Source organism: Ruegeria sp. BHSA162, from assembly GCF_059613385.1.
In genome coordinates, this window is the sequence record NZ_JBXWSK010000034.1 from 24,475 (window position 1) to 32,801 (window position 8,327).

9 protein-coding genes are annotated in these 8,327 nt (G+C 64.9%); 2 read left to right on the plus strand and 7 right to left on the minus strand.

Going from position 1 to position 8,327, the window contains the following annotated elements:
• The first annotated feature begins 6 nt into the window (after positions 1-6).
• Positions 7-843, plus strand: a complete 837-nt coding sequence (locus AC2FM5_RS11435; protein ID WP_170445154.1) for a 5-deoxy-glucuronate isomerase — start codon at positions 7-9, stop codon at positions 841-843.
• A complete protein-coding gene (locus AC2FM5_RS11440) occupies positions 840-1,679 on the plus strand; it encodes a class II fructose-bisphosphate aldolase (RefSeq protein ID WP_496735632.1) in 840 nt (279 codons plus the stop codon). The genes AC2FM5_RS11435 and AC2FM5_RS11440 overlap by 4 nt, the downstream gene beginning before the upstream one ends.
• Before the next feature lie 42 nt (positions 1,680-1,721).
• On the opposite strand, the gene AC2FM5_RS11445 is transcribed toward AC2FM5_RS11440, so the two are convergent.
• The 7 genes from AC2FM5_RS11445 to AC2FM5_RS11475 form a co-directional block, all read right to left on the minus strand.
• Entirely contained in the window at positions 1,722-2,138 is a 417-nt protein-coding gene (locus AC2FM5_RS11445; protein WP_170372586.1) for a VOC family protein, read from the minus strand.
• A 90-nt stretch (positions 2,139-2,228) separates the two neighbouring features.
• Positions 2,229-2,987, minus strand: coding sequence for an SDR family NAD(P)-dependent oxidoreductase (locus tag AC2FM5_RS11450; RefSeq protein WP_496735635.1), 759 nt, complete (start codon positions 2,985-2,987; stop codon positions 2,229-2,231).
• A complete protein-coding gene (gene iolB, locus AC2FM5_RS11455; protein ID WP_496735637.1) occupies positions 2,984-3,790 on the minus strand; it encodes a 5-deoxy-glucuronate isomerase in 807 nt (268 codons plus the stop codon). The genes AC2FM5_RS11450 and iolB overlap by 4 nt, the downstream gene beginning before the upstream one ends.
• A gap of 43 nt (positions 3,791-3,833) precedes the next feature.
• Positions 3,834-5,015, minus strand: coding sequence for a phytanoyl-CoA dioxygenase family protein (locus tag AC2FM5_RS11460; protein ID WP_496735639.1), 1,182 nt, complete (start codon positions 5,013-5,015; stop codon positions 3,834-3,836).
• 42 nt (positions 5,016-5,057) lie between these two features.
• Positions 5,058-5,957, minus strand: a complete 900-nt coding sequence (gene iolE / locus AC2FM5_RS11465; RefSeq protein ID WP_170436402.1) for a myo-inosose-2 dehydratase — start codon at positions 5,955-5,957, stop codon at positions 5,058-5,060.
• Positions 5,954-7,786: a 3D-(3,5/4)-trihydroxycyclohexane-1,2-dione acylhydrolase (decyclizing) gene (iolD, locus tag AC2FM5_RS11470; protein WP_496735641.1), complete on the minus strand. Its 1,833-nt coding sequence runs from the start codon at positions 7,784-7,786 to the stop codon at positions 5,954-5,956. Before iolD ends, iolE begins: the two co-directional genes overlap by 4 nt.
• A 158-nt stretch (positions 7,787-7,944) precedes the next feature.
• A partial coding sequence (locus AC2FM5_RS11475) for an ATP-binding cassette domain-containing protein (protein ID WP_496735643.1) occupies positions 7,945-8,327 on the minus strand: 383 nt, incomplete at its 5' end.

Below are 8,327 nucleotides of genomic sequence, written 5' to 3' on the forward strand. Positions count from 1 at the left end.
AGCCCGATGCACATCCCCCCGTTCGACAACCAGAACAAACCCATCGTCGATGTCGATGACCCGACCGTACCGTTGAACTATTTCAACATCGTCAAGTTGAAGCGGGGCGAAGCCTTTGAATACCAGGTCCCAGGGTACGAGACCTGCATCGTGCCCGCCACCGGCAGCGTCGATGTGGATGTCGAGGGCGTGCACTTTGCCCATCTGGGCAACCGGGGCGAGGATGTCTGGGATGGCGAGCCCGAGGGGGCTTATGTCCCGTCAGGGGCAAGGGCGCAGATGGTCTGCGTGTCGGAAACGGCCGAGGTGTTCGTGGCCGGCGCAAAGTATGACAAGGTGCTGGACCCGTTCGACGTGCGCGAGCATGACTTGGTGCAATATGGCAGCGACGACACCAAGACCCATCGCAAGATCAAGCATATCCTGGGCCAGAAACAGCATGACAAGGTCGGCCGCCTGCTGGTGAGCGAGCTGTTCACCGTGGGTCAGGGCGGCTGGTCGGGCTTTCCCAGCCACAAGCACGACACCAACCGCCTGCCGGACGAGACCCGGCATGACGAGACCTACAATTTCCGTTTCAAACCGAACTGGGGCTCGGGCCTGCAGATGCTGCAGCGCGAGGACAACGAACCGGGTGACGCCTATCACATCGTCGATGGCTCCACGATCTGTATCGACAAGGGCTATCACCCCTGCTGCGTTCTGCCGGGATACGAGATGTATTACTTCACCATCCTCGGCGGACTGACCCAGCGGTCGCTGGTGCAGTATTTCCAACCCACCCACGCCTATCAGATCGAAACGATCCCGGGCATCAAAGACATGATCGCCAAGTTCAAATGACCCTCGTTACGCTCAAAGACGTCCTGCAACCCGCCTATGAACAGGGCTATGCCGTCGGCGGCCTGGTGACGCTGGGCTGGGAGGACATGCGCGCCTATGTCGCCGCGGCCGAGGCCGAGAACGCCCCGGTGATCCTGCAGGCCGGCCCCAGCTGCCGCGAACACACGCCGCTGCCGATCCTGGGCAAGATGTTCCGGTATCTGGCCGAAAACGCCTCGGTGCCCGTCGTGGCGCATCTGGACCACGGCTATACGTTCGAGGAGTGCAGGATCGCGCTGGACAGCGGGTTCACCTCGCTGATGTTCGACGGATCGCGCAAGCCCCTGCAGCAGAATATCGACGAGACCGCCGCGATCGCCGAAATGGCCCATGCCGCCGGGATTTCGTGCGAGGGCGAGATCGGCTTCGTCGGCTATTCCGGGGGCGAAGGCTCGGCCGGGACCGACCCGGACGAGGCCGCCACCTTCGCCGCCCAGACCGGCGTGGACGCGATGGCGGTCTCGGTCGGAAACGTCCACCTTCAGCAGAACAAGGAAGGCGGGCTGGACGAGGACCGCATCCGCCGGATTCAGGCCGTGACCAACGTGCCGCTGGTGATCCATGGCGGATCGGGCGTGCCCGTCAAACAGCGCGCGCGGCTGGCGCGTGAAACCGCGATCTGCAAGTTCAACATCGGCACCGAGCTGCGCATGGCCTTCGGCGCCGCCCTGCGCGAGGCCGTGAACCGCGACCCCAACCGGTTCGACCGGGTGACGATCCTGAAGGAAACCCATGACCCGGTCGTTGCTGCCGCCCGCACCGTGATCCGCGCCTTTGGTGCGCCGCCGCAGCGCTAACCGTCCCGACCTGTGCGATATCGCAAAATGCGCTGGCGGGTCCTAATCGTCGCGCCCCGGTTCGTTTGGATTGCTGGAAAACAGGGCGATCTTGTTGCCTTGTGGGTCCCGCAGATAGCCGACATAAAAACGTGGCCCGTACATGGCGCGAAAGCCCGGCTGACCTTCGTCCGATCCGCCGGCCCGCAGCGCAGCGGCGTGAAGGTCTCGTACCTGCTGCTGACTGCGCGCCTCGAAGGCGACCATCGCACCATTCCCGGCCGAGGCCGCAGCCCCGTCAAAAGGCGGTTTGACATAAAATTCCGGCAGAACCGGTTGCTGGCCCGGCGGCACCGGTAGGGCGAAACTCAGCCCCTCGGGACCCTCTTCCAGCGCATAGCCGAGATCCGGCAGAAAGGCGCAGTAAAACCGTTTTGCACGCGCGATGTCGTCCGCGCCAACCGTGACATAGGAAATCATCCCGCATCTTTCCTTGCCGGGTGTCGATCCGTCAACCGGCCCCAGTGTATCGACGCACGTCCATTCCGGACGGGAACGACCCCATGGGCGTCAGATCGAGCCGCCCTCGACCATGAAATTGCCCGCGCTGCACATGGCCGCGTCGTCCGAGGCCAGAAACAGCACCATCCGCGCCACATAGACCGGGTCGATCGGGTCGGGCAGGCATTGGCGATCGATCTGTTTGGCCAGCGCCTCGGGGGTGACCCACAAGTCTTTCTGGCGCTGGGTCATGATCCAGCCGGGCACGACCGTGTTGACCCGGATCCGGTGATCGCCCAGTTCCCGCGCCATGGTGCGGGTCAGGCCGTGCACTGCGGATTTCGCGGTGGCATAGGCGGGAAAGCCCGCGCCGGCCTCCCACCAGGAATTCGAGCCGATATTGATGATCGACCCCGCGCCCTTGCCGATCATGCCGGGCGCCACGGACTGGATGGCGAAGAACATGTGGCGGAGGTTGGTCGCCATGCGCTCGTCCCAATAGTCCGGCGTCACCTCGCGCCAGTCGTGCCGGTCGTCATGTGCGGCGTTGTTGACCAGAACGTCCGCTGTGCCCAGCGCGCCTGCCAGCTCGCAAAAAGCGGACCGCAGCGCCGCGATGTCGCGCAGGTCGCAGGCGGCAAAGGCGTGGGTTCCGTCCAGTTCTTCCAGCAGCGCGTTTCCGCCCTCGGCGTTGATGTCGACAAAGCCGACCTTGGCCCCCTGCTCGGCAAAGCCGCGCACGATTTCGCGCCCGATGCCCGAGGCCCCGCCGGTCACGAATACGGTGCGCCCTTTCAGGCAGGGATAGATGGCAAAGGCCTTGGTCATTTGTCGCGCTCCATGATCCATTCGACTTCGGGCGCCGGAACGAAACGCCATTTGCGCAGCGGCCCGGCCATGACGTTGAGGTAATACATCTCGAACCCGTAGGGCGCCCCGCAAGGGTGGTGCCCGCGCGGCACCAGTACCACATCGCCATCGGACACGGCCATGGTTTCGTCCAACTGACCGTCATCGGTATAGACGCGCTGGATGCCGAACCCGCTGGCCGGGTTCAGGCGGTGGTAATAGGTCTCTTCCAGATAGGTGATGCGGGGATAGTCATCCTCGTCATGCCGGTGACTGGGGTAGGATGACCAATGGCCGTGGGGGGTGAAGACCTCGGTCACCAGCAGGCTGTCGGCGTAAGCCTCGGCCTCCATCGCGATGTTGTTGATGTGGCGCGTGTTCGTTCCCTTGCCGCGCTCGGTCAGGGTGATGCCCTCGGGCCCGATCCGGCGCGGGGCATGGCCGCCCTTGCCCGGGGCCGAGCACACGGCGATCACGCAATCGGTTTCGGCCGTTGCCTCCCAGTCGGTGCCGTTGGGCAGGTACAGGCAATGGGGCGGGGACTTTTCGAACACGTTCATCCGGTCGCCCAACACGCCCCAATCCTGCCCGGCGCCGGTAATCCGGGCCTTGCCCTCGACCATCACCAGAATGACCTCGCGGTCGCCGGTGACCTCGGCGGCGCGCTCGCCGGCCCGCAGGTGATAAAGGCCAAAGCCCACATAGCGCCAGCCAGCGTTGGCCGGCGTGATGTCATGAACCTTGCCATGGGTTCCGAACGGTTTTCTCAGCAGTTCTGCCATCGGTTTCACCTGTGTTGGGGCAGCACCGGCCGCCCGGGTTCCGTCATACCGCCTGCCGCGCCTGTCGCGCGTCCAGCGCCTGTTCCAACTGTGCCTGCGTCCAGCTTTCCGACACCGCCCGGCGCAGGATGTCGGCCTGGCTGGGCGGAGCGTTTCCGCCCACCGGCGGATCGGTATCCAGATTGGTCGGAAAGGGATAGCCTTCGGCCGTGGCCGCGATCGCGGCGCCGATGCGGGCATCATCCAGATCGCCGCGCTGTTTCAACGCCATCAGTGCCGGGAATACGGCCAGACACATCGCCTTGCGGTCCACTGCCTCCATCGCCCGCCCGAAGGCTGACGACACCTGCAGCAGGTTGGCCATCCGGTGGATGTCGGCGCTGCTGTTTTCGCCGGCTGCATGGAACAGCGCCGGGTTGAAGAACACCGCATCGCCCTTGGCCAGCGGCAGCTGGATGCAGGCCCATTCGAAATACGCCCGATGCGCGTCGTCGTGAAAGGCGACATAGCCAGGGCCATACAGCTGCGAGAAGGGCAACAGCTTGGTCGGGCCGCTTTCAATGGGCATGTCGCAATGGGCAACCGCGCCCTGCAGAGTCAGCGCGGCGGCGACCATATGGGCGTGCGCCGGGAACTGGGCCGCCTTGTCGGCGGTCTGGAACCCCAGGTGATAGTCTCGATGCGCCTGCTGCGCCTTGCCGCCCGGCCGCACCTGGTTGATCTGCGCGGTCATCTGGTAATCGGGGCCCAGCCAGGCCTCGCAGGCGGCGGCAATCGCCGTGTTGCCGAAATAGAGCGCAAAACCCTCGGGGTCGCGCAGGCATTGCTTTTGCAGCGCGTTCCACACCCGGTCATTCGCGCCCGAGGCCGCAAAGTGATCGCCCTCGCCACCCCCGGCCTGACGCTCATCTTCGATGATCCGGCGAAACACCTCGGTCGCCCGGTCGATGACCGAGGTCTCGGCATAGGCCCCTTTCAACGCGATCACCCCGGCAGATCGGCCCAGAATCCAGCCCCATTCGGCCAGCAGGGCACGCCGGGTGTCCGGCGTTTCCAGGGCGGGCCGCAGCGCGTGCATGTCATAGATGGGCACGTTCTTCTCCACCGCGGCCGCGTGAGGCACCTGCTCGGGCCACAGGCTCTGCGAGGTCAGCACCTTGAATTCGTCCAGATCACAGGACTCGGGGCCGAAACAGCCGGCGAAACCAGGTTGCTGACGGACCATGAAACGCTCCTTTCCCATGGCGGCGCCCCGGGGGGCGAAAGATCAGGCCGTGATCGTCAATCCGGCCTGACCGCAGACCTCGACGATGTGGTCATAACCCATCTTCGAGTATTCATAGGGCGGGGCCTTGGCCGGGTCCTGTTCGGCCTCGACCACGATCCAGCCTTCGTAATCCAGGGCTTTCAACGCATGGGCGACCTCCTGAAAGTCGATGCAGCCATCGCCGGGCACGGTGAAGGCCCCCGCGATCACTGCATCCAGGAAACTGCGCCGGTTGCCGCGGGTGTCGCGCACGATGCCGGGGCGGATGTCCTTGAAATGCACGTGATGCACCCGATCACCCCAGCGGTTCAGCGTAGCCAGTACATCACCGCCGCCGAACAGCAGATGCCCGGTGTCAAAGCACAGCTTCACCTCCGGCCCCGACCCCTCCATCAACCAGTTCACGTCATCTTCGCTTTCTATGATCGTGCCCATGTGGTGGTGATAGGCCATCGGCATCCCCTGATCGGCCATCCACTTGGCCAGTTCGGTGATCTTGGCGCCGTAGGCCTTGATCTCGTCTTTCGACAGCTGCGGGCGGTCATTGACCGGGGTGCCGATCTGGCCCTGAACCGTGTTCGAGCATTCGGCATAGACGATGCAGGGGCTGTTCAGCGCCACGAACTGTTCGACCTGCGCGCGCACCGCGTCGCGTTCGGCAGCGAAATCGTTGATCAGCGAATTGCCCGAACACCAGCCGCCGCACAGGGCAAGGTCATTTTCTTCCAGATAGGCGCGCAGCCCCTCTGTGTCGGCGGGCATACGCTGCCCGCGCTCGACCCCGGTATAGCCGATCTGACGCGCCTCTTTCAGGGCCTGTTCCATCGTGAACGCCGCCGTCAGGTCGGGCAGGTCGTCATTTTGCCACGCAATCGGAGAGATGCCGATCTTCACGCTCATTTGGTGTTTCTTTCCTTGATGGCAGCCTCGTAGGCCGCACGTTTTTCTTTCACTGCAGGGCGGGTGCTGACCTCGGGCACCGCCACTTCCCACCACGTGCCGCCATATTCGGTCGAGGGGTACGGGTCGGTGTCGATGACGATCACATAGGGGCCTTTGACTTCAGCACGCTTTGCCAGCGCCTCTTCCAGCTCGGCGATCGAGCCGACCTTGACCGAGGTCGCCCCCATTGCCGCCGCATGGGCCGCAAAGTCGATGGCCGAGGGCGTCTCGTGCACCGCATGGTCCAGCAGGTTGTTGAACTCGGCCCCGCCGGTGCCCATCTGCAGCCGGTTGATGCAGCCAAAGCCCCGGTTGTCGGTGATCACCACGGTGAAGGACACGCCCATCATCGCCGCCGTCGCCATTTCCGAGTTGGCCATCATGTAGGTGCCGTCCCCGGTGAAACAGATCACGTCGCGATCGGGCTGGGCCATCTTGATGCCCATGGCGCCGGCGATCTCGTAGCCCATACAGCTGAAGCCGTATTCCATGTGATAGGCCCCCGGACGCGGCGCCTTCCACAGCTTGTGCAGCTCGCCCGGCATGGTGCCGGCGGCGCACATCACCACCGTGTCGTCATGTGCCGCGCGCTGTACCGCACCCACCACCTGCATGTCGGTGGGCAGCGCGTTGGCGTCACCCGGCGCATGGGTCAGCGCATCGACCTTGGCAAACCACTCGGCCTTGAGCGTGTCGGGAACCGGGTCGGCGCGATAGCCCTGAAGGGCCGCGCCCAATTCCTCGATCCCGACCCGCGCATCGGCCAACAGCGGCATCGCGCCGTGTTTCGCGGCGTCATAGGCGGCGGTGTTCAGGCAGACCATTTTGCGCTCGGGGTTGGAAAACAGCCCCCAGGACCCGGTGGTGAAATCCTGAAACCGCGTGCCGATGCCCAGGATCAGATCTGCCTCGGCGCACACGGTGTTGGCGGGTTCGCCCCCGGTCACGCCAACCGGGCCCAGGTTCAGCGGGTGATCCCAGGCCAGGGCCGATTTGCCGGCTTGCGTCTCGGCAACAGGAATGTTGTGGGTCTCGGCAAAGGCCTGCAGCGCGTCGGTCGCGCCGGAATAATGGACACCGCCGCCGGCCACGATGATCGGGCGTTTGGCCGACCGGATGGCCTCGGCCGCGCGGGCCAGCTCGCCTGCGTCGGGGCGGATGCGACGTTGGTGCCAGATGCACGGCTCGAAGAAGCTGAGCGGATAGTCATAGGCCTCGGCCTGCACGTCCTGGCAAAAGCCCAGGGTCACCGGCCCGCAATCGGCCGGGTCGGTCATGGTGCGGAAGGCGCGCGGCAGAGCGGTCAGCAGATGTTCGGGCCGGGTGATCCGGTCGAAATAGCGGCTGACCGGGCGGAAACAGTCATTGGCGCTGACGGTGCCATCCGTGAAATCCTCGGTCTGTTGCAGCACCGGGTCGGGGCCACGGCTGGCGAACACATCGCCGGGCAACAGCAGCACCGGCAGGCGGTTCACATGGGCCAGCGCGGCGGCCGTCACCATGTTGGTCGCCCCGGGCCCGATCGACGAGGTCACCGCCATGGCCCGGCTGCGCCGCATCTGCTTGGCATAGGCGATCGCGCAATGGGCCATAGTCTGTTCATTGTGACCGCGATAGGTGGGCAGGCTGTCGCGCACACCGTGCAGCGCCTCGCCCAGACCGGCCACGTTGCCATGGCCGAAAATCGCCCAGACACCGGCGATGAAGGGCTCGCCGTTCTCGTTCATCTGCGCGCCAAGGTAGCGCACCAAGGCCTGCGCCGCGGTCAGTCGGATTGTCTTGCTCATCATGATCCCTTTCAGAACGAGGCCGCTATGGGCAATCCGTTGCAATCATTCTGTCGTGAAAGGATCCGACACGCCCACCACCCAGACCGGGTGGCCCGGCCTGCCGGACCCTGGTGATATTGGTGCCCCGCACGATACGGGACACCGGGGAGAAACCTTCAGACGGTACCGCCCAGCGACCCTTCCAGCTCGGCCATCTCCTGCCCGCCGGCCATCATGTCCTGCAGCTCTTCGGGCGAGATCTCGCCGCGCCGGGCGGTGCCCAGCGTCTTGCCGCGGTTCAGAACCGTGAACCGGTCGCCCACGGCCAACGCGTGCCGGACATTGTGGCTGATGAAGACCACGCCGATGCCCTGGTGGCGCACCTTGTCGATGGTGGCTAGCACGTTCGATGTCTGCCGCACGCCCAACGCCGAGGTCGGTTCGTCCAGAATCAGGATCTTGGCGCCGAAATAGACCGCACGGGCAATCGCCACGGTCTGACGTTCGCCCCCCGACAGGGTGCCCACCGCCTGATCGGGGCCGCGCAGGTTGATGCCCA

Bases quoted from the DNA above. Each gene is read 5' to 3' on its own strand.
- AC2FM5_RS11435 (WP_170445154.1), top strand. From the start codon at position 7: ATGCACATCCCCCCGTTCGACAACCAGAACAAACCCATCGTCGATGTC.
- AC2FM5_RS11440 (WP_496735632.1), top strand. From the start codon at position 840: ATGACCCTCGTTACGCTCAAAGACGTCCTGCAACCCGCCTATGAACAG.
- AC2FM5_RS11445 (WP_170372586.1), bottom strand. From the start codon at position 2,138: ATGATTTCCTATGTCACGGTTGGCGCGGACGACATCGCGCGTGCAAAA.
- AC2FM5_RS11450 (WP_496735635.1), bottom strand. From the start codon at position 2,987: ATGACCAAGGCCTTTGCCATCTATCCCTGCCTGAAAGGGCGCACCGTA.
- iolB (WP_496735637.1), bottom strand. From the start codon at position 3,790: ATGGCAGAACTGCTGAGAAAACCGTTCGGAACCCATGGCAAGGTTCAT.
- AC2FM5_RS11460 (WP_496735639.1), bottom strand. From the start codon at position 5,015: ATGGTCCGTCAGCAACCTGGTTTCGCCGGCTGTTTCGGCCCCGAGTCC.
- iolE (WP_170436402.1), bottom strand. From the start codon at position 5,957: ATGAGCGTGAAGATCGGCATCTCTCCGATTGCGTGGCAAAATGACGAC.
- iolD (WP_496735641.1), bottom strand. From the start codon at position 7,786: ATGAGCAAGACAATCCGACTGACCGCGGCGCAGGCCTTGGTGCGCTAC.